Origin of the sequence: Treponema sp. OMZ 790, assembly GCF_024181285.1 — a bacterium.
Taxonomy (GTDB): domain Bacteria; phylum Spirochaetota; class Spirochaetia; order Treponematales; family Treponemataceae; genus Treponema_B.
The window spans coordinates 2,049,796-2,072,030 of the sequence record NZ_CP051201.1; the positions used below are offsets into that span (position 1 = coordinate 2,049,796).

Below are 22,235 nucleotides of genomic sequence, written 5' to 3' on the forward strand. Positions count from 1 at the left end.
AATTTTGTATCTTTTTAAAATCTTGATCACTTACACCATCACCCTGCACCCAAAAAATTTCCCGCCCATCCGGATCCACATACTTCACCGGATTATTTCCCGCATAATGATACACATGAAGGTTTACAACATTAAACACCCCGCCCATTCCGGGTAGGTTTTCATTATGCTTTTTAGCCTCATCATCAATGGGTGCCTTGGGTATATAATCATTCAACGCCGGATCACCGCTTAACCACCTCGAATACTTCGGGTCAAGGTATCTAGCACCATAGTAATACAGCCCCGTCTCTTCATCCAGCTCTTTACCAGTAAACCTAAACGGTAATTTATCCAACCCTGCTGCTACTTCCTCTATCCAAAGTTCGCCATACGGCGTGTACTCTATGTGTTCATATTGTTTACCGCGCCAGTCTGTTACAAATTGTGCACTTCCTAAGTGGTCGCTGTGGTAATAATACCTCTTTGCCTTTTGTTCGTCGTTGTCGCCTTGGTTATCCGTGTGCGTCATGGCGGTTACAAGCCGTGAGTTTCCTACAAATATGTGTTTGTGCACTCGTAGTCCTTGCGGGTTGTTTTGGTCTTGTGTCGGGATATGTATCGTAAAGAAATTATTAAAGTAAAGCGTTTCGCTTCGGCCCTCGTCTGTGTATTTAAGCGCTCTTTGTCCGTCGTCTCCATAGCGGTAGTGGACTGTGTAGTTTTTGTCGCTTGATTTGGTTAAGAGGTTTCGCTCGTTCCAAGTATAATTTCTTCTGTAGGCAAATAGGTCTTGAGGGTTTGATTGTTCCGTTTCTTTTGGAGCGTCAAGCCCGAAGCCGTAGTCTGTGCCGTATACGTCTTGTTCTTCAAAATAAGAGTATGTAAATACAAACTCTTCTTCATCTGTGAAAGGTCCGTCTTTTTCGGCTGTGATATTGCCGTTTGCGTCATAGCGGTAGTAGCGGTTGCCTGCCCTTATTAACCTGTGTGCATAAGCCGGGTCGTATTCGTAGTCGAGGTTGTAATCAAGTTCAGCTTTGGGGTATGAGTTCCCTTGAGAGCCGGGTATGTTTGTGGTGCTTAATTTTTCTTTCATGTTTCCTATGCCATCAAAGCTGAAATCTTGTTTATATTTTGCAATGCTTACAGGTGTTGTTCCAGAGCTTTTTTTAGCCTTGTATTGGTTACTTGTACCCTCTACGCTTATAAGCTGGTAAAGATTATCGTAAGAGTATGTTTGTTTTGTTTCATAAGTACTTGCATCATTATTATAGCCTAGGACGTTTCCTACAGGGTCGAATGAGTATTTTATTTTTTGGAAGACGTCTTGGGTTTGTACGTTTTTGGTTTCTATTGTATCGAGCCAGCGCCGCTTCTCATCGTATTTGTATCTTGTTTCTACTCCGTTTCCGTATTTAATGTAGACTCGTTGTGCGTGCTCGTCATATAGGATTTTATCGACATAAGAGTATTCTGCCTTTCCCTTGTTTGTAGTTTTTACTCCGCTTACTCCCCTTAGCTGTCCGCCTTTGTCATAGGTGTAGGTTATTGTTTCTCCGTCGGGGTATTTCATGCTTTGCATTCTTCCAAGGTAATCGGAGCGGTATTCAAAACTCGCCGTTTCAGGACTGCTTCCTGCTCCGTAGCGGTTTATGGTTCTTGTTTCGCTTGTTACTTCATTGAGATAGCCGTACTTGTATCTTGTTTCTCCCGTTTCATCTTTTTTGTAAGTTACTTGACCTGCACCATTTTGTCCGGGCTCTCCGTATTCGTATTCTATGTCCGGGCTAAAAGGATAGTCGATCTTTATTATGCGGTCAAAGCCGTCATACTCGTATCTTATTTCGGCAGCTTTGTTTTTTAATACCGAATCCGTTTCTGCTTGCAGCCTTCCTTTCTCATCGTATATCCATTCTTTTTTGCCTGTATCCTTGCTTTCTAATGCGGTTCTTCTTCCAAGCAAGTCATAGCTTACCGATAAAAGGTTTTCCTTTGCGTCGTATGCTCGCAGCATTTCTCCGAGGACAGAGTATTCGTATCGGGCTTTGGTAAGAAGAGTGTTGTTTTATCTTGCCCTCTACTCCCTTATGTTTCCTCTTGCGTCTTTTTTGCTTATGCTTATGTTTTCTTTCGGGTCTGTTGCCCTTGTTATTTGAAGCGAAGAATCTATCGAGTATTCGGTTTTTTGTGTGTTCCCGTCAGGTAAAACCGTTAATATGTTTCGGTCTATGTCGTCATATTCGTATTTTGTTCCGTTTCTTATCGTTGTGAAATTATTTAATTCATAAAACTGTTCTATTGCCTGATACGATAAGGCGTTTTTTAAATCGCTTTCTAAGTTTCCTCCGTAAAAGAATGGCATTCCTTCTTCCGTCTTTCGTCCTGCCTTGTCGTAGTTGATTACACTTGAGATGTTCCAGCCCGTTTGGGTTTGATCATTCGTTCCGTCAATGTACACTTCTCCTTCTTTGGCTGTGTAGCTTATGCGTCCCAGACCGTCGTGAATTACAATCGTCTTCATTACACCGCTGTCTTCGGCTTCGGTGCTTATTTTGTTTTCGGTTACGGTGTACCAAAAGGAATCTTTTGGAGTAATGTATGTGTATTTTGCATAAGGAGTTTTTCCTGGTCCGATGATTTTTTCGGTGTCTTTGTCTCTTTCAAAGTCGTAGGGGCTTCTCACCTCGGTTACTCGCCCAAAGTTGTCGTACTTATAGCTCATTGTATTGTTTGCCGCATCCGTTTCTTTTAGTTTTACTCCTAAAATACGATCCCATTCTATTTTACTTGTGTAAGATTTATCTCCTTTAGAGCTTATCTCTTTTATTTCGATAGGATATATGCAGTCAAGGTATTTGTATTCGGCTCTTTTACCTGTCGGGCTTGTTACTGTTTTTACGTTTCCGTCCTCTGTCCATTCTATGCGGTTTACAAGATATGCTCCATGCGACGTGTATTGTTTTAATTCCGTTAAGGCGCCTGTTCTGCTGTCGTATGCACCCTCCCGTTTACGTAAAAGAGTTCCCGTCTTTCCGTGTAAGACTTGTATTTTCTCAGGGTGTGCTTTAAAGTATTTCTCTTCACTCGCCCCTCCAATATGTTATTTCCGCTATGATATCATCATTTGTGTTTGTTACCTCTCCCTTATCGTAAAGTTTTGTTACGTTTCCGTATTTGTCGTACTCGTATTCGCTTTCGGTTTTTATTTCGTTGTAGTTTTCTCGTATTGTGTTAGTTTCTTTTTTTATTCTTGCATGGGGTGCTGTGTCTATCTCGTATTCTTTTATTGAGTATACTCTGTTTCCGTTTTTTATTATTTCGCGTTTTACCATGCCTTTACGGTAGTAAAAGTCTATATAATACTCTGTTTCAGTTACTGTCCCTATTGCGTTTTTACTTTTTACCGTTTTAAAACCGTAGAATTCTTTTTCTATTCTGTTATAATAGCCGTCTTCGTAGGTGTAGTAGGTTGTATACTCTTGGCTGTTACCCGTTTTACTTTTTAATCCCGATTTTGCAGTTACTTCACTTAATACGTATTTACTTTGGGGCAGCTCTACCGTGTTTCCTACCCTCTCATATTTTAATTCGTAGCTTCCGCCTTGGGGTAACTTTATCTTTTTTAGTAAGCCTACCTTGCCTAAAAGGTTGCGCTGGACGTATACGGCTCCGTTACTTCCGGGTATTCTCAATACTCGGTCAGCTAAACCGTCACCGTCTATGTCAAGCATTGAAACGTTTACACCGGAAACTCTTCCCGATGCATTAACACCTGCTCCTGCCGAAAATGAGAGGTTTAGACTATAACCTGTAAGAGGTATCAATACATTGCCTGAAACTCCTCCGTTTGTTGCAGCTGCAAAATTTACGGTTGAAGACATGTTTAAACAATTAATTTTTTTTATAAGAAATGCAGACAATGGGTTTATAGCCAATCCGTCACTTAAAACAGCCGAATCAAAACCGCTGTTTAGATATTTTCCCAATCCCGGGATATTTCTTAAAAACGCAACACCCAAATTAGCGTCAGTTACAAAAAACAATTTCGCCTTATCTCCGGATGATAAATTCCATTCAGGAAGTTTCACTTCCATCTCTTTTTCTATTTTTCCGCCGGTATTTACAGTAATTACAGCCGTATTTTTTTTATTACCCAACCTAATCATATAGGGTAAATAACCGCATAAATTTACAAACTGTCTTTTTGTATTAGTAAAACTTCCCGAATATGAAAGTGAGCCCGATAAATTACCCGATACCGTATCGGTTTTTACTCCTTCATTGGCATAAGTATTGCTCAATGATGTTGAAAGATTTAAAGTTCCTGATACGGTATGTGTTTCAGTCTCGCCAAGGTTTATTTTTAAAATATTATTCCCTGCAAAACATACCTTATTCCCGCAGTTTAAATAAGAACCTTTTTTTGTCACGCTATCAGGTAAACCGTCTCCATTTATATCCATAAAGGAAATTTCATCTACTCCGGACCCTTTAGATTTACTTAAATTGGCCCCTGTACTTATAGGATTTATGGTCGTAGAATAAAGCAGTTTTCCTTTGGAGTTGTATGCTTTTTTATTTACTCCTCCTCCGCTTACTCCTCCTCCGGTTGATGTTATAGTATCGGAGTTTTCTATAATTTCATTCAAACCTTGAATATAATATTCTTTTTCAAAACCTTTTCCGCTTCCCAAAGAAACTTTTATACTTTCCCCTTCTTTTTGTATTACATCCGCTTTTCCGTCTCCGTTTACATCACTCAATAAAATATCGACATAGGACCATCCTCGACTTTCACTACGGCTGATATCGGCATTGATAGACAGCCCATCCAGTTTCTCCATTTCATCGGCAATTCCATTCATTAATTTTTCTATATCTTGAACCTTAATTGAATCAAAAAACTTGGTATAATTAAGAGAAGGAGAAAAAGAGTTTTCTTTGCTTTTATTTATTGAACGTCTAATTGATATACCCGACAAATTAGAAGGTTTTATGCCGGGAATAGTATAATATATAGCGCCCCCGCTTCTATTTATAAATATAAGATCCTCTTTAATATACGGACAATATCTTTGTAAACTATCTCCGTTTTCAGATAAAGATTCCGAAATATTTCCTATATAGGATTTTTCATCTATATCCGTTTTAGACTCTGCTTCCTTTTTTATAGGTGTTATTTTTTGCCCGTCTGAAAGTATAATCTCCTCATTCTTTCTGATAGGATAGTACAAAGGAATTTCTTTTCCTTTTAGATTTTTTGAAGCATCGCCTTTGTTGGATTTCATATCATTGATATCTTTATCTATCGTATCAGAAGTTTCATATGCTATTTTTTTTAATTTTTTCTCACTAAATGTATTTTCTTCATAGTTTTGATCTTTTATCCATACACCGTAATACCATTGTTTATTTCCCCCTGATAAAAATTCTTTTACTCCGCATTTATTATCAATGGTTATTACTTTTTTTACTTCTACTTCCTTTGTAATGCTTTTTCCGTCCTCTTCTACTTCTTTTAACTCTTTATATGTATATTCTTTTTCTTCACTGTATTTTATAACTTCTTGCGACAATTGGTTGTTTGAAAAATCTTTTGCACTATCCCAAGTTTCTATAAATATATTTTTTAATTTCAAAATTCCATTTTCAAACAAAGGAAGTTTTATATACGGATTTTCTCCTTTGTAATCCATAACAGGGTACTTATTATTCTTATCATATTCAAGATAAGTCTTTATTACATCATATCGGCCTAACCCTATATTTTTTTCATCCGTTTTAAGCTTATTGTACTTTAATAAAGCTTCTGTGTAATCACTGCCGCTTAAAGCATCTAACTGTTCTTTTGTTAAAAGTTTTAAAGCTTCTTCATCTTTTAAATTATATCTTTCTCTTTTATCATCATATTCATACTTATGTTTCTTAATAAATACCGATAATCCATATTCAAGAAGTATTTTATTTACTTTTTCTTTTTCTTCTTCACTTATATCCTTTTTTATCCTATAATAAACATCTCCTTCGGCAATTTTATAAACACTACCTATAAATAATTTTCCTTCTTCTCCATACATCTTTTCTGCTATTTTTTCTATTTTCAAATAAAGTTCTTTATCTATCGCTTTCCATTTTTCATTATCCAATAAATATGAATTATATTCTTTATGCTCTTTCCACAGTTTTACAAATTCTTTATACGAAAGATTAAATGCTTTAGGCTGATAATTATCTAATTCATAGGTTAAAATCACTTTATTGCTATTTATTTTTGTTCTTATTTTTTTATTTCTATAATTTTCTTCCGTTTCTATTACTTCGCCAAATTCTTGTTCATCAAGAAAAATTTTTTTATCTTTTAATATTAAATATTTATCATCCAATTTATCTAAATAAATATCTCCATTGGTATCTATATAGCCAATTCCTTTAAATTTTACTTCTCTTTTTTTCTCTTTTCCTTTAATTTGCCATTTGTCTCCGGTAAAAAAACCTTTATTAGGATATATATTCTCTTCTATTTCTCTTATATATTTATTTTTATATCTTAATATCTTTTCCAATGTATTTATATCTATATTCTTAAATACTTTTCTAAGTTCTGCTTCTTTCCCGATAGGTTTTCTTCCCTGCCAACTTTCAACATTATATGACAACACATCCTTATCATGTAAAACATATTTTTCACTTGTAATTTCATATGTATACATGCTCATAAGCAATTTCTTTAGTTCTTTTTGGTTGTTTTCGCTTTCATACCCCTTAGCCTGTAAAATTAACTCTATATCTTCTTTATATATATTTTTTGGTACAAAATAACCGTTCCTTATTAAGTAATATGCCGCTTTTGATTTTTCTGCATCATATTTGTTTATCCCTTCATTTAATATTCTCTGCCAATCATCTTTGACTACATAAGACCAGCCTCCATGAAGATGATATTCTTTTCTTTTCAGTATTTCTAATTCAGGTTCCTTTAAAATACTTTCTTTATCTACTCTCCATAATACCACATTCTCCTTATCGGCAAACGGTTCTATGCTCTTATACCTTACCTTTATATTCCATCTTATTCTCTGACCGCTTCTTTTACATTCTCCATATGGTACAAAATATAAACTCTCATTATTTTTTATAACCTCTTCATTGACACTATTAATATGTCTATTCACTTCATTAATTGTCTTATTTGATATTTTTTCATTTCCTTTATATATTCGGAACCTTATCTCGTCGTAATTATTTTCATCATCATCAAATCTTCCTTCACTTTCTATTTCTATATTTCCATTGTAGCGTCCTACCCAACTTCGAAACGGATTTTGTTGATAAAACCTATCATTGTATTCTTTAACTTCTGATTTATCGAGTTTCAGTTCGACTATCTTTAATCTATCCATATTTTCGAATTCACTGCGAATAAAGTTTTTGCCGGTATTCTGTAAATAATATCCGGCTCCTTCTATTACTATGTCTATAAAACCGTCTCCGTTTATATCGCTAAATGAAGTTTTTAAGTTTGTTATCGTATCTTGTTTCGCATGTGAATATGTTAATCCAACTGACGGTATCCCCTCAGGAAGACCTAAACCGCCATATACATTTAGACTTGTTCCTGTAGTATCACTGACTTCTTTTTCTATTCCTTCAATATCCGCATCCCATTTTTCGGCAGGGCCGAATCCTCCCCCCGTATTAAGACTTACTAAAAACCCGCCCTTACATTGTGAAACAGCATCCGCTAGGCCGTCTCCATTTATATCTAAATACAGCTGCTCACTTACACTGCTTCCGCGGCTTTTACTTCCGCCCCCTCCTATCGTAATTCTTCCGTCAGTCCTTCCTGTCTGATCACCAACTCCTATGCCTCCTGATCCCGAAATATTGGCACCTTTCGAATTACCGCTTGTTACACGTATACCGCCTATATTTTTATCAAGAGTTCCGCCGCCCTTATACCATCTTTCACTTTCTCCAAACGCCTTTATGCTTCCATCTCTTTCTTTTTCCGCTTGTTCATATTCAAAATTATATGCGTACCGCCCTTCTTCTTTGCCTTGACCCTTTACCTCTATGCTCTCTAATAAGCTTTCTAAAAAGGTATTCGCTTTATATTTAAACTCATATCTTTTTACTTCCTTCCCTCTAACTTCACTTTTTATTTCTCTTATTCTTTTACTTTCTTTCTTTAAATATCTTCCCCTTCCCTCTACTCTTACATCCTCTCTTCCCTCATACTCTATCTTTATTCGCCTCTCTCTTTCTTTCCCATACACTATTTCCTTTAATACTACCTCTTCCCCTTCTACGCTTTTTCCATTTTCATATTTATATTCTATTACGTTTCCAAAACTATCCCTTATCTCATCCAAGTAATATATATATTTTTTACCTTCACTTATTCCGCTCCAATTCCTTAACCCATATATTTTAACACTTCCGTCTTTTTCTCTTATCTCAAAATAGTTTTCGCTTCCTCTTCCTTCTGCCCACTCATTTTTTATTGCTGCATACCTTTGTTTTCTCTCTTCCTTCCATCCTCCTCCCTCATATCTTACTCTTATCCCGTTTATTATATACGTGTCTTTGCCGTCATATTCAGGTAAGCCCAATCTTGTATCTATACTTATGCTTTCTATTCCGCTTAAACTAAAGCCTTTGCCCAATACTCCATACCCGCTTCCGCTTGAATAGCTTACCGCCAACTCAGGGCTTAAACCCCGAACTCCTGAAGGCACCTGCAGTTTCATGTTAAACGAGGCACTTCCTTCACTTGCCCCCTTTAATCCTTCTATGCTTTCTATCCCTCCTACCGCATCGGCAGCTTTCAGTTCTTTTATGCTGTTTAAGTTTATGTTTACAGGACCGGGCGATTCAGGTAAGCTTAACGTCCCATTTATCATATCCGTAAAATGATTTGTGTAAGACTCTATTACCTTTTTTTCTACATCTACGCCCTTCCTTTTTAACGCTTCCCATGCTTTCTTTCTTTTATTATAATAATACGTATATATCTCTTGCGCATATTCTTCTTCTATACGCTCATCATATGCCATTTTTATCAAGCATTCTTTTTTAAATTTTATACCTGCAGGTTCAAACCTGTACCCGCCCAGTCCTGCCGTTACGTTTTTTACTTCCCCTTCTTCTACTCTTATTAACCTGCTTATCTTTATTTCAACTTCCTTTTCCAAGGCTCCTATTGGCACTTCAAACCTTACTCCTTCCCCTTCAATTACTCCCCCTTCTTTGCCTATTACCTTGCTTGCCAATAAAATACTGTTCTTTATTTTTATCTGTCCTTCTCCTGCTCCTGCCGCATACAGGTTTACAGGCAATACTCCTACACTCATGTATACTATAAATAATACTATCGAAATGCCTTTTTCTTTTATTGCTTTTATTATCTTTTTCATTTACTTTTATCTCCACTCTTTTTATAAGACTTTATTTAAAATCCTTTACTTTACCTTGTATTCTATCCAAACAAAATCATCAGGAAACTTATCCTTTGCCGAAACTACTCCTATTAACCCGGCTTCCCCTTCTCCAAGTAAATATTCACTTGAATCGTTTATCGTATATGACGGATTTCCTGAATACTTTTCATCGTTAAAATATATTTCTATTTTTTTTCCTTCTTTCTTTACGCTTATTATGTTTTCTACTCCATAGCCTTTATTTAACTTTTCACTTTGTTTTTTCCACTCTATGTGTTTGTATAAGCCGTTTACTACGTATCCTATAGAATACTTCCCGTCTACATGTATTAAAATCACGAGCATTCTATATTTTTTCTGCCCTGCCTCCGTCTTTGTGCTGTAGCATACTAATCCGTATCCTGCTTCGCTTGCTCCTTCTTTTTTTACTACTTTTATACTCGGCTCTTTTTTATTTATTTCTTTTCCTAAAAATTTCCATAACGTATAGCCCCTAACTCCCCAATATTTTGCATTGTTTGTTTTTAATATTATTTTTTCTCCTTCTTTTATAAACAGTTTATCTTCAAATGGATTTGTTCCTCCCTCTTCATCTTCATTTCCTTCAAGATCATTACCTTCTTCAAAAATCCCGCTTTCTCCATCCCTTATCCGGTTATAAGGATTAACGCAGCCTGTTATCACAAATATTATAATTAAGATTATCACCTTCTTTATTTTTTTCATTCTTTATCTTCTCCTTCTATGTATTTTTTATATAACCTTAATAGCCTCTCTTTCTTACCCATCTTTTTCTCTCTTTCTCGATGTAAATACGGCACTATGTAGACTCTTTTGAAAATATGCGGGCAATTACTGCGTCGCACGGCAAAAAAGTGTCCTCGACGTATACCCGATACGCCTGCGGTACTTTTTTGCCTATCTCCTGGTCCTTACCTCGCCTATTTTCAAAAGCCATTGTTTTTCCGCTTCCTACCGTAAGCGGAAAAACCTCCGATAAGTGGCAGCTTATAAAATTTAAAAGTTTAGCCCCCGATGTTTTGCCGAATGGCAAAACTCGAAGCTCAAAGGTGCGTGAGCAGCTTTGAGCGGCGGACTGCTGACACTTGTGCACTATCATAATTATGTAAAAGTACACAAGTGTCAGCACCGCGCTTTTCAGGGCTACGCTATCGCTTCGGTATCTTTCCGCAGAAATTACTGCGGAAAGATGTACAGCAAAAGCAATTTTGATAAATTGCTTTTGCTCCCTTTCAATCGCTGTCCGGGGGAGATAGTTGGGTTGTGAATAAATGCAAACCTCTACTTTCATTTCATCATTTATCTCAATTCAATAAATTTTTGTAAAAATATTATCAAATTGCATATTCTATTTTATACAACAATTTAATAAAATATTTTACGTGTCTCTTCCCTTATAAAATTACCATTGATATCATATAAGTCAGAAGTATATGTATCAACAAATTCTAACATATAATTTATTTTCATAAAATAATGTCTTTTACCTTCATACATTATATAAAACCATAACATAAAGTTTGGATCATCAGGTTTGCTTTTATCACTTATAAGACGTAAAGTAACATTATCAACTTCATAGTAATGACAGGATATTACTCCACGTTTTAAAGGCTCTTGATATACAAGATAATATACAGTTTCAATAATATCAGAAAAGTCAGGATTATAATTAACTTCTGACCATCCGTACGACTTCATGTATTTCTTTAAACTTTCATATTTTTTTCTTTGGGGAAATGTAGAACATGAAACCATCATAAATCCTAACACAACAATTAATAGCAAACTAAATTTCTTTCTCACTTTTTTATCTCCCATATTATTTATATCTGTAACCATCAATATTACCATCATTATCGATATCAATATATTCCTTATATTTTCCTACGATTTCTTTTTTTTCAAAATCATATGGGTTAACTTTAAATATTATCATTGTTAAAGTAATATCCTTCGGTTTAACATCTCTTTTAAATTTATCTGCAGATCTCTTATATTTACTATTATTAGGTATTGCATCAATTTTTTTATTTAATTCTATTTGATCCTTTTCCTCCTCAGTAAAATCTTTTTTAATCGTTATTGACTTACTATCAATCGATACCATCATATCTTTATTGTCATTGCTGGCAGAACCTTTAAGATCATCATGCACTTCTTTTTTTTCTTCATTGGTTACAATTGTCCATCCATCTTCTTTTAATTTTAAAAGAATTTCGTCAATTAATTTACCTGGTGCATTTTTTCCTAAGTTTTCGATTTTTTTTGCTGTTTCCTCGTCAGCTGTTAATCTCCCATCCGGGTCAATATACTTCACCGGGTTATTTCCGGCATAATGATACACATGTAAGTTTACCGTGTTGTATATACCTCCCATGCCCGGCAGGTTTTCATTATGTTTCTTAGCATCATCATTTACCGGGGCTTGCGGAATGTAATCATTTAATGCCGGATCCCCGCTTAACCACCGTGAATACTTCGGGTCTAAATAACGTGCTCCATAGTAGTACAACCCAGTCTCTTCGTCAAGCTCTTTACCCGTAAATCTAAACGGTAATTTATCTAATCCTGCAGCTACCTCTTCTATCCAAAGCTCTCCGTAGGGCGTATACTCGATATGTTCGTATTGTCTGCCGTTCCAGTCTGTTACAAATTGGGCGCTTCCTAAGTGGTCACTGTGGTAGTAGTAGCGTTTTGCTTTCTGCTCTTCATTGTCGCCGTGGTTGTCGGTATGCGTCATCGCAGTTACTAATCTTGAGTTTCCCACAAAGATGTGTTTATGCACCCGTAAACCTTGCGGGTTATTCTGGTCTTGCGTTGGGATATGTATCGTAAAGAAGTTATTAAAGTACAGCGTTTCACTTCTTCCCTCGTCAGTGTATTTAAGCGCTCTTTGTCCGTCGTCTCCGTAGCGATAGTGCACGGTAAAGTTGCGGTCGCTTGATTTTATTAAGAGGTTCCGCTCGTTCCAGGTGTAGTTACGTCTATATGCAAAGAGGTCTTGCGGGTTTGTTTGTTCCGTTTCTTTAGGAGCGTCAAGCCCGAAGCCGTAGTCTGCGCCATAAACGTCTTCATTTTCAAAATAGGAGTATGTAAAGGTAAATTCTTCTTCATCCGTAAAGGGTCCGTCTTTTTCGGCAGTGATGTTGCCGTTGGCGTCATAGCGGTAGTATCGGGTACCTGCATGGATTAGCCGATGAGCATAAGCCGGGTCATACTCATAGTCAAGGCTGTAATCAAGCTCAGCCTTGGGGTAGGAGTTGCCTTGAGAGCCGTGTATGTTTGTGGTGCTTATTTTATTGGTCATGTTGCCTATAGCGTCAAAGCTGAATGTTTGTTTATATTTTGCAACACTTACCGGTGTCATACCGAAGCTCTTTTTACCCTTGTATTGGTTACTTGTTCCTTCTACGCTTATAAGCTGGTACAGGTTGTCGTATTTATATTCCTGTTTTGTTTCATAAGTACTTGCATCATTATTATAGCCTAGGACGTTTCCGACAGGGTCGAATGAGTACTTTATTTTTTGAAAGACGTCTTGAGTTTGGTTATTCTTTGTTTCTATTGTATCTAACCAACGCCGCTTCTCATCGTATTTGTATCTTGTTTCTACTCCGTTTCCGTAGCGTATGTAAACTCTTTGTGCGTGTTCGTCATAAATGATTTTATCTACGTAAGAGTATTCAGCCGTTCCCTTTGACGAGGTTTTTACGCCGCTCACTCCCTTTAACTGTCCGCCTTTATCATAGGTGTAGGTTATGGTTTCTCCGTCAGGGTATTTCATACTCTGCATTCGCCCAAGATAGTCCGAGCGGTATTCAAAAGAGGCTGTTTCAGGATTAGTTCCCGCTCCATAGCGGTTTATCGTTCTTGTTTCTTTTATTACCTCGTTTAAGTTTCCGTAACTATAATGCGTTTCTCCCGTCTCATCTTTTTTGTAGACTATTTGTCCCGCTCCATTTTGTCCCGGCGCTCCGTATTTATATTCTATGTCCCGGCTAAAAGGATAGTCTGTCTTTATTATGCGGTCAAAGCCGTCATACTCGTATCTTATTTCGGCTGCCTTGTTTTTTAATACCGAATCGGTTTCCGCTTGAAGTCTTCCTTTATCGTTGTACATCCATTCTTTTTTGCCCGTGTCCTTGCTTTCTAAACTTATCCGCCGTCCGAGCATATCGTAGTTTACTGCCAATAGGTTGTCTTTAGCATCGTAGGCTTTTAGCATTTCTCCTAGTACAGAGTATTCGTATCGGGCTTTGGTAAGAAGAGTGTTGTTTTTATCCTGCCTCTCTACTTCCCTAATGTTTCCTCTTGCATCTTTTTTGCTTATGCTTATGTTTTCTTTCGGGTCGGTTGCCCTTGTTATTTGAAGCGAAGCGTCTATCGAGTATTCGGTTTTTTGTGTGTTCCCGTCTGGCAAAACCGTTAATATGTTTCGGTCAATATCGTCATACTCGTATTTTGTTCCGTTTCTTATCTTTGTAAAATCGTTTAGTTCATAAAACGCTTCAAGGGCTTGATAAGAGTTTTTATTTACCAGTTCTTGTTCTAAGTTGCCTCCGTAAAAGAAGGGCATTCCTTCTTCTATCTTTCGTCCTGCTTCATCATAGTTTATTGCACTTGAAATATTCCAGCCTGTTTGTGTTTGCTCATCGGTTCCGTCTACGTACACTTCCCCCTCTTTTGCCGTGTAGCTTATTCTTCCTAAACCGTCGTGAAGGACTATTGTTTTCATGACATTGCTATCTTCGGCTTCGGTGCTTATTTTGTTTTCGGTTACGGTGTACCAAAAGGAATCGGCCGGTGTGTGATATTCATATTTTGCGTAAGGGGTTTCTCCGGCTTTGATTATTTTTCCGTTGTTTTTATCTCTTTCATAATCGTAGGGACTTCTCACCTCGGTTACTCGCCCAAAGTTGTCATATTTATAACTCATGGTGTTGTTTGCACCATCGGTTTCTTTTAGTTTTACTCCTAAAATACGATCCCATTCTATTTCGCTTGTGTAAGGCGCTTCCCCTTTAGAGCTTATTTCTTTTATTTCGATAGGATATATGCCGTCAAGGTATTTGTATTCCGCTCTTTTACCTGTCGGGCTTGTTACTGCTTTTATGTTCCCTTCAGCCGTCCATTCTATGCGGTTTACAAGATATGCTCCATGAGATGTGTATTGTTTTAATTCCGTTAAGGCGCCTGTTTTACTGTCGTATGCACCCTCCCTTTTACGCAAAAGAGTTCCGGTCTTTCCGTGTAAGACCTGTATTTTTTCGGGGTATGCTTTAAAGTATGTTTCTTGGTTTCCGCCTTTCCAGTACGTTATCTCGGCTATTATGTCGTCGTTTGTATTTGTGACGTCTCCCTTGTCGTAGAGTTTTGTTACGTTGCCGTATTTGTCGTACTCGTATTCGCTTTCTGTTTTTATTTCGTTGTAGTTTTCTCGTATTGTGTTTACTTCTTTTTTTATTCTCGCATGGGGTGCTGTGTCTATCTCGTATTCTTTTATTGAGTATACTATGTTTCCATTTTTTACCATCTCGCGTTTTACCATGCCTTTGCGGTAGTAAGAGTCGATATAATATTCCGTTTCGGTTACCGTGCCTACGGCGTTTTTACTTCTTACCGTTTTAAAGCCGTAGAATTCTTTTTCTATTCTGTTATAATAACCGTCATCGTAAGTGTAATGGGTTGTATACTCTTGTTCATTGCCTGTTTTACTTTTTAATCCCGATTTTGCAGTTACTTCAGTTAATACGTATTTACTTTGGGGAAGCTCTACCGTGTTTCCTACCCTCTCATATTTTAATTCGTAGCTTCCGCCTTGGGGTAACTTTATTTTTTTAAGTAAGCCTACCTTGCCTAAAAGGTTACGCTGGACGTAAAGTTTATTATCTCCTCCTATGTTAAACACTCTGTCTATTAATCCATCTCCGTCTATGTCGAATAATCTTAAGCTTACCTCAGACTCGCTGTAGTTTCCGTTACCTCCGCCTGAAAAGTTAAATATTAATGAGACTGTAGGAGGGCTCCATATCGGAAATCCTATCTGTCCTGAAAGACTTCCCGATACACCTATACTTCGGCTTGTGTTAAATTCAAGAGAAGAAGGCATTTGTAAAATTTCATCTATCTTACCGGTTATAAAATCTCCGGCTATCTTTTCAGGTTTATAAGGAATTTGTATTTTATCTGTTTGTCCCACAATCTTATTTATGCTGTCTTTAAAAAAGGCTGCATATTCAGGTATTTGCGGTTTTTTAACATAAATACTTGCTTCTTTCCCCGAAAAACCTTTTCCGGTATTTATCCTTACTTTATAACTGCCGTTTTCTCCGGTACTTAATTTATCCGGTAATCCGTCTCCGTTTATATCCGTTAATACTTCTTCCGTTGTACTCCGGCTTATGTTTGCACTTACTCCGAAGCTGCCTCCGCCATAAACAATTCCAAAAGGAGCATTAAAACCGCCTCCTATATTTCCGCCTCCTCCTTCTACATTTCCGAAAGATATACACAAATTATTCCATGCTCCGGCTTTTTTAAATTCCTCTCCTATGTTTAATTTTGTCTCTCCTTCACTTTTATAATCGGGAAGCCCGTCTCCGTTTACATCTATTAAACCTCCAAGCTGACTTTGATTACCATTCGAATAATTAACTCCGATGTTAGCGGAAATACCGTAGGGCGTATCCCCTGAAGGGGATACCGTTATGTTTTTTATCTTCCCCTTACTGTCTCTTACAGCTTTTAAAGAACCTGAAAGACCTACTCCTGAACCTATAACTTTTGACGAATTAGTATTTGAGCTTAAACCAACTCCGGTCAAAATACTTTCTTTTTCGAACTTTAGGTTATCCTGCCCATACTGAACCGAAAGATATCCGTTTTCCGTTTTTAATATGTCAGGATACCCGTCTCCGTTTATATCCTGATACCCTTGTGTTTGTTCACTTGTACCTGAGTTAAATCCTATACTGCCGCTTAAAGAACCTCCTGATACTCCTATATTTTTGTCAAAACTTTCGCTTTCCGTTTTACTTAATGCAAATGAGAGTTCTCCTCCTTGTTCTTTTACCCAAGGAAGATCTTTATAAGAAGAACCGGTTATCCTGCTTGTGTAAATTAGATTATCATCAATATAGGCAGCATAATGTTTTACTTCACTTTTTATTTCCCCTTCTCTATCAAATCCGTTTTTTACATGTGTCGAAACAGATCCTATTAAGCTATTATCTTTAAATTCAAAATCCGTATTGCTCTCTCTTTCGGGAGCTTTTTCGTTTTTTGCTGTCAATGCTTTATATGTTTGTACGGAAATATATCCGCCTAGTTTTTCTCCATCTATTTTTTTATTAACTTCATCTTTTATATCTTTTCCCTCTCCCGAGTTCTCCTTCTCTTTTTTTACTTCCTTTTCTACTCCTTCTTTTTCTTTTTTTATATCCTCTTTACTTTTACCTTCATGAGTATTCTGTTTAACAAGTTCGTTTTCACTAAAGCTTTGTGCTCCATACCTTGAATATAATCCGTAGTACCACAGATTTGCTCCTCCATAAAGCCTTTCATACAGGCTTATATTATCCTCCCCTTTTTCACCCTCATATATTCCGCTTTTGTAGTTTTCATTCCCTTCATATTTTTTTATTTCTTCATATTCTATAACAAGGTCTCCGCCTTTTATCTTGGCAACTTCTATCTCTCCGTTTTTTACAGGATATAAACTGCTTGAAGGATACTCTACTATAAGTTCTACTTTTTCATAATAATAACTTTCCAAATATTCTAAAAAGTTTTTTACTTCCTCTTTTACAAGGTTTTCTCTTTTTGTTTTATACTCTTTTTTTTCTTTGTTATACTCAAAATATGCAAAATCATATTTAAACCCTTCATATATTTTTAAACTTTTTTTTAACTTCTCTTTCTCTTCTGGTGAAATGTCTTTTTTTATTTGATATCTTTGCTCATCACCGGCTTCAATTCTTTCAAAATATTCTTTCCCTATTCTTTCTGCTTCCTCTTCCGTTATAATGCTTATTTCTCTTATTCTTTTTCCTTCCCCTTTTTTCCTTTCACTTACATATAGCTTATCTTTTTTTCTTGCATCAATAAGAGCTTCAATTATTACCTTTTTACTTTCTTTTCCTGCATCAGATCTTATCTTATATCCGTCCCCATCTTTTTCATATAATTCTTTTACTCTTACATATTTTCCCTGTCTATAAACAACTGTTCCTTTTATTATTTCATAAACTTCACTATTTAATCTTTCTATACGGTTTATTCCATAATCCAAATCTTTTTGTATTACTTCAACTATTCCTCTCTCATACTCTTTTTCGCTTATTACACATCCTATATTTTTATTAATTAACCTTATATACGATTCATATCCCGCTTCTTCTTTCCTCTTCAATAATACTTTTATGTCTTTAGTTTTCTTATCTAAAATTACTTCAGCTTCCTCATTTTTTATTCCCTGTTCATATAATTTATATTCCCCTTCTTTTTTTATCTTGTATTCTTTCCCTCTAAGCCTTCCTATCAATATGTTTTCTTCCGATTCATATCCGCCATTTCCTTCTTTCCGCTCCTTATTCTCCGCTACCTTTAATATATCCCGATAATATTTATCTCCATTACCATAAAATAAAGGATACCTTAATTTTTCGCTTTTTTCATACCCTGTTAGTTTTTTTAAAGTTTGATTATCTGCCTGTGATATAAATCGATTCATTACATGTTGATTTAAATGTCCGGTCCTGTCTCCTGTGTGTATATACTCTTTAAATCCTCCGTCATATTTTATTATATTTTCAATATCGCTTTTATCCCCGTATTTTTCATACAACTTTTCAAACTCTTCTTTTTTTATTTCACGGCCTATATATCCGTAATATCTTAAAGCAAGTGCTTTTTCGATTGCATTCTCATCTATCAATGAAAGATAATTACTCTTTAAACTCCAAAAAGTTCTTTCTCCTTTATGTGTATTCCCTTCTTCATCTTCATATTGTATAGATTCTTCATTTTTATCATATAAATTTATGATTTCTTTTTCAGGTGTGCTATACGTTTTATTTGGAAAAAGGTACTGTATATTTCTTCCAAGTAATTCATCTCTCATGTATTTTTTATATTCAACTCTTATTTCTGCTTCTATTCCCGCCCCTATTTCAACCTTATTTTCTGTTTCACTTACAAAATATATGTACTCACCTCTTTTTACATCCGTTTCAATCTCATAGGTTTTATTCTCCAGACATTCACAAAGCTTTTCACTGTCATCTCCTCTTTTACTTCTATACACACATAATTTTGTCTTATCTTTTCTTTTTACATCTATATTTATAAGAACTATTCCGCTTACAGGACTTCTCCATGCCTTTATCCCTTCCTGAAAATAATGAGCCTTTTCCATTTCTTTTTTTTCAGCTTCACTCATTTTTATCTTTGCATTCTTTGCTCCCTTAAAGCCTATTCCCGCTTTAAAGCCTTTCCCTTCATTATTTTCATAATATTTCCCGTTCGATACAAAGTCTATAAAGCCGTCCCTATTTACATCCGTAAACTCTGCCTTATTTTCGCCTAAACTTCCTTGTTTTGTTACTCCGACATTAGCTCCTACCCCGGCAACAGTTATATCGACTCTGCCTCCTATACTCCAACTGTTATCCTCATTTTCACTTAAAAAAGTTCCTTGTAAGGCTCTAAAATCAAAGCCTTTTCTTTCTGCATATGTTAGTTTACCGTTTTCTTCTCTTCTAGCTTCATATAATTTTAATTTTCCTTTTTCCCATTCTACTATATCCGCTACTCCGTCTCCCGTCAAATCTACAAAATTCTTTTTACTATAACCACGACCTACACCCCCTGAACCGGTCATTCCTCCACTTATCGATACCGAATTTTCTATATTTACTCCAACTCCAATACTACCTGAACCGCCGCCTGATATATGTACACTCTCCGATATGCTTCCGCTTTTCTCCCATTCTTCCGTATCGCCAAATACTTTTATTCCACCATCCCCTTCGCTCTGTGCATCCTCGTATTCAAACCTATATGCGTATACTCCTTCTTCCTTTCCGCTTCCTCTTACTTCTATGCTCTCTAATAAACTTTCTAAAAATGTGTTTTCTTTATAATTAAATTTATATGTCTTTACTTCCTCTCCTTTAACTTCACTTCTTATCTCTCTTATTCTTTTACTTTCTTTCTTTAAATATCTTCCCCTTCCCTCTACTCTTACATCCTCTCTTCCCTCATACTCTATCTTTATTCGCCTCTCTCTTTCTTTCCCATACACTATTTCCTTTAATACTACCTCTTCCCCTTCTACGCTTTTTCCATTTTCATAGTTATATTCTATTATGTTCCCAAAGCTGTCCCTTATCTCATCCAAGTAATATATATATTTTTTACCTTCACTTATTCCGCTCCAATTCCTTAGCCCATATATTTTAACACTTCCGTCTTTTTCTCTTATCTCAAAATAGTTTTCGCTTCCCTTCCTTTCTGCCCATTCGTTTTTTATTGCTGCATACCTTTGTTTTCTCTCTTCTTTCCACTTCCCTCCCTCATATTTTACTTTTGTTCCGTTTATTATATACGTGTCTTTGCCGTTATATTCAGGTAAGCCTAATCTTGTATCTATACTTATGCTTTCTATTCCGCTTAAACTAAAGCCTTTGCCCAATAACCCATACCCGCTTCCGCTTGAATAGCTTACCGCCAACTCAGGTGTAAACCCTCTTACTCCGCCGGGTAATTGCAGTTTCATGTTAAATGAGGCACTTCCTTCACTTACCCCCTTTAATCCTTCTATTCTTTCTATCCCCCCTGCTGCATCCGCGGCTTTTAGTTCTTTTATGCTGTTTAAGTTTATGTTTACAGGGCTAGGTGATTCAGGTAAGCTTAATGTCCCGTTTATCATGTCCGTAAAATGATTTGTGTAAGACTCTATTACCTTTTTTTCTACATCTACGCCCTTCCTTTTTAACGCTTCCCATGCTTTCTTTCTTTTATTATAATAATACGTATATATCTCTTGTGCATATTCTTCTTCGATACGCTCATCATATGCTATCTTTACAAGGCACTCTTTTTTAAATCTTATCCCGCTAGGCTCAAATCTGTATCCGCCCAGTCCTGCCGTTACGTTTTTTACTTCCCCTTCTTCTACTCTTATTAACCTGCTTATCTTTATTTCAACTTCCTTTTCCAAGGCTCCTATTGGTACTTCAAACCTTACTCCTTCCCCTTCAATTATGCCCCCTTCTTTTCCTATTACCTTGCTTGCCAATAAGATAGAGTTATTTATTTTTATCCGCTCTCCGCTTGCTCCTTCGGCATATAGGTTTAAAGGAAGTACTCCTACCGTCATATATACTATAAACAATATTATCGAAACACCTTTTTCTTTTATTCCTTCCATTATCTTTTTCATTTACTTTTATCTCCTCTTCTTTTATAAGGTTTTATTTAAAATCTTTTTTTTACCTATTTTAAATATTTACTTCACTTTGTATTCTATCCAAACAAAATCATCAGGAAACTTATCCTTTGCCGAAACTACTCCTATTAACCCGGCTTCCCCTTCCCCCAGTAAATATTCGCTTGAATCGTTTATCGTATATGACGGATTTCCTGAATACTTTTCATCGTTAAAATATATTTCTATTTTTTTTCCTTCTTTCTTTACGCTTATTATGTTTTCTACTCCATACCCTTTATTTAATTTTTCACTTTGTTTTTTCCACTCTATGTGTTTGTATAACCCGTCTACTACATATCCTACAGAATATTTTCCGTCAGTATGTATCAATATTACAAGCATACTATACTTTTTCTGTCCCGCTTCAGTTTTTGTACTATAACACACTAATCCGTATCCGGCTTCACTTGCCCCTTCTTGTTTTATAACCTTTATGCTCGGCTCTTTTTTATCTATTTCCTCTCCCAAAAATTTCCATAGCGTATAACCGCGTACTCCCCAGTATTTTAAGTTGTTTGTTTTTAATATGATCTTTTCCCCTTCCTTTTTAAAGAGCTTATCTTCAAATGGATTTGTTCCTCCTCCTTCTTCATTTTCTTCAATCTCATTTCCTGCTTCAAAAATCCCGCTTTCTCCTTCATACATGGGATTATGCGGATTAACACAGCCTGTCAATATAAACACTAAAATTATCATAAATATTTTTCTTAGTTTCTTCATTCTTTATCTCCTTCTATGTATTTTTTATATAGCCTTAATAGTCTTTCTCTTCTACTCAGCTTTTTTTCTTTTTCTCGGTGTAGGTATGGTACTATGTAGATGACCAACCTCTTTTGAAAATATACACGCCGTCTGCGGCGTCGCTTCAAAAAAATTAATCCTCAACGTACATATAGTACGTCTGCGGTTAATTTTTTCTCTCTCCTTGCATCCAACATGTCTATTTTCAAAAGTCCTGTCAGTAGGGCGGTTTAGTAAATTTAAAAGTTTAATCCCCGATGTTTTGCCGAATGGCAAAAAACTCGAAGCTCAAAGGGGCGTAAGCTCCTTTGAGCGGCGGACTGCTGACACTTGTGTACTATCATAATTATGTAAAAGTACACAAGTGTCAGCACCGCGCTTTTCAGGGCTCCGCTTTCGCTTCGGTATCTTTCCGCAGAAATTACTGCGGAAAGATGTACAGCAAAAGCAATTTTTATAAATTGCTTTTGCTCCCTTGCAATCGCTGTCCGAGAGAGATAGTTGGTTTGTGAATAAATGCAAAATTTTGTTTTCATAGCAAAAACTATTTATTTTAA

The 22,235-nt window shown here is 36.2% G+C and carries 6 protein-coding genes and 1 pseudogene; all 7 read right to left on the reverse strand.

Annotated features, from left to right (window positions below; genetic code table 11):
• Window positions 1-61 precede the first annotated feature (61 nt).
• A pseudogene (locus E4O01_RS09940) lies at window positions 62-9,398 on the reverse strand (toxin TcdB middle/N-terminal domain-containing protein); the annotation flags it as partial.
• A 45-nt stretch (window positions 9,399-9,443) separates the two neighbouring features.
• The gene (locus E4O01_RS09945; protein ID WP_253719244.1) at window positions 9,444-10,148 is read right to left on the reverse strand and encodes a hypothetical protein; all 705 of its coding nucleotides are present in this window, start codon (window positions 10,146-10,148) and stop codon (window positions 9,444-9,446) included.
• Window positions 10,149-10,242: 94 nt separating this feature from the next.
• Window positions 10,243-10,734, reverse strand: a complete 492-nt coding sequence (locus E4O01_RS09950) for a hypothetical protein (protein WP_253719246.1) — start codon at window positions 10,732-10,734, stop codon at window positions 10,243-10,245.
• A 74-nt stretch (window positions 10,735-10,808) separates the two neighbouring features.
• Window positions 10,809-11,300: a hypothetical protein gene (locus tag E4O01_RS09955; RefSeq protein WP_029410921.1), complete on the reverse strand. Its 492-nt coding sequence runs from the start codon at window positions 11,298-11,300 to the stop codon at window positions 10,809-10,811.
• A complete protein-coding gene (locus E4O01_RS09960) occupies window positions 11,266-20,889 on the reverse strand; it encodes a toxin TcdB middle/N-terminal domain-containing protein (protein WP_253719247.1) in 9,624 nt (3,207 codons plus the stop codon). Before E4O01_RS09960 ends, E4O01_RS09955 begins: the two co-directional genes overlap by 35 nt.
• A 66-nt stretch (window positions 20,890-20,955) precedes the next feature.
• A complete protein-coding gene (locus tag E4O01_RS09965) occupies window positions 20,956-21,657 on the reverse strand; it encodes a hypothetical protein (RefSeq protein ID WP_253719249.1) in 702 nt (233 codons plus the stop codon).
• 260 nt (window positions 21,658-21,917) lie between these two features.
• Entirely contained in the window at window positions 21,918-22,214 is a 297-nt protein-coding gene (locus E4O01_RS09970; RefSeq protein WP_253719251.1) for a hypothetical protein, read from the reverse strand.
• Window positions 22,215-22,235 lie beyond the last annotated feature (21 nt).

What these genes read in the sequence shown, in the direction of transcription:
- E4O01_RS09970 (WP_253719251.1), bottom strand. Translation starts at nt 22,214, where the DNA reads ATGAAAACAAAATTTTGCATTTATTCACAAACCAACTATCTCTCTCGG.
- E4O01_RS09950 (WP_253719246.1), bottom strand. Translation starts at nt 10,734, where the DNA reads ATGAAAGTAGAGGTTTGCATTTATTCACAACCCAACTATCTCCCCCGG.
- E4O01_RS09945 (WP_253719244.1), bottom strand. Translation starts at nt 10,148, where the DNA reads ATGAAAAAAATAAAGAAGGTGATAATCTTAATTATAATATTTGTGATA.
- E4O01_RS09965 (WP_253719249.1), bottom strand. Translation starts at nt 21,657, where the DNA reads ATGAAGAAACTAAGAAAAATATTTATGATAATTTTAGTGTTTATATTG.
- E4O01_RS09960 (WP_253719247.1), bottom strand. Translation starts at nt 20,889, where the DNA reads ATGAAAAAGATAATGGAAGGAATAAAAGAAAAAGGTGTTTCGATAATA.
- E4O01_RS09955 (WP_029410921.1), bottom strand. Translation starts at nt 11,300, where the DNA reads ATGATGGTAATATTGATGGTTACAGATATAAATAATATGGGAGATAAA.